We start from the raw sequence: 1,118 nt of genomic DNA, 5'->3' as shown, positions 1-1,118 counted from the left end.
AGCCAGTAGTGCTGGTGTTGGAAGGGGTAGGTGGGGAGGTTGGTGGGGGTGGGGTTGGTGGGGTGGTGGGGGGTCCAGTTGATGGGGGTGTTGGTGGTGGTGTGGGCGTGGGCGAGGTTGGTGAGGAGGTGGGTGAGGGTGCCGTGGTCGCGGCGGAGGGTGGGGATGGTGGTGGTGTGGGTGGTGGTGTGTTCGGCGGTTTCCTGGATGCTGGTGGTGAGGACGGGGTGGGGGCTGGTTTCGATGTAGGTGGTGTGGCCGTTGGCGAGGAGGGTGCGGGTGGTGGCTTCGAATTGGACGGGTCGGCGGAGGTTTTCGTACCAGTAGTCGGCGTTGAGGGTGGTGGTGTCGTGGATGTGGGTGTTGGTGAGGGTGGAGTAGAAGGCGATGTGGGTGGTGGGTTGGGGGTTGATGTCGGCGAGGAGGGTGGTGAGGTGGTGGTGGAGGGGTTCGATGTGGGGTGAGTGGGAGGCGTAGTCGACGGGGATGCGGCGGGCGCGGATGTTGTGGTGTTCGCAGTGGGTGGTGAGGGTGTCGAGGGCTTGGGGGGTGCCGGCGACGATGGTGTTGGTGGGGCCGTTGTGGGCGGCGATGGTGAGGTGGTGGTGCCAGTTGTTGGTGGTGAGGAGTTCGTGGACGTGGGTGGCGGGGAGGTTGATGGAGGTCATGCCGCCGGTGCCGGCGAGGGTTTTGAGGGTGCGGGAGCGGAGGGTGACGATGCGGGCGGCGTCGTCGAGGGTGAGGGCTCCGGCGATGTGGGCGGCGGCGATTTCGCCTTGGGAGTGGCCGATGACGGCGTCGGGTTCGATGCCGTAGGTGCGCCAGGTCTGGGCGAGGGCGACCATGGTGGCGAAGAGGGCGGGTTGGACGGTGTCGACGTGGTGGAGCCAGGTGTCGTCGGTGCCGGTGAGGGTGTTGACGAGGTTCCAGCCGGTGTGGGGGTCGAGGGCTTGGGCGCAGGTGTCGAGGTGGGTGCGGAAGACGGGTGAGGTCTGGTAGAGGTCGCGGCCCATGCCGGCCCATTGGGAGCCTTGTCCGGGGAAGACGAAGACGGTGCGGCCGGTGTCCTCGCGGGCGGTGCCGGTGACCAGGCCGGGGGCTTCCTCGCCGCGGGCCAG

1 protein-coding gene is annotated in these 1,118 nt (G+C 68.0%); it reads right to left on the bottom strand.

Annotated elements, in window-relative coordinates:
* On the bottom strand, positions 1-1,118 hold a 1,118-nt coding region (locus ACIGZJ_RS36905), incomplete at both ends, for an acyltransferase domain-containing protein (RefSeq protein ID WP_396461389.1).

This window comes from Kitasatospora sp. NPDC052868, assembly GCF_044547105.1.
Taxonomy (GTDB): domain Bacteria; phylum Actinomycetota; class Actinomycetes; order Streptomycetales; family Streptomycetaceae; genus Kitasatospora.
Note: the sequence above shows the minus strand (reverse complement) of the source record. Positions and strands in the feature narration are given on the sequence as shown.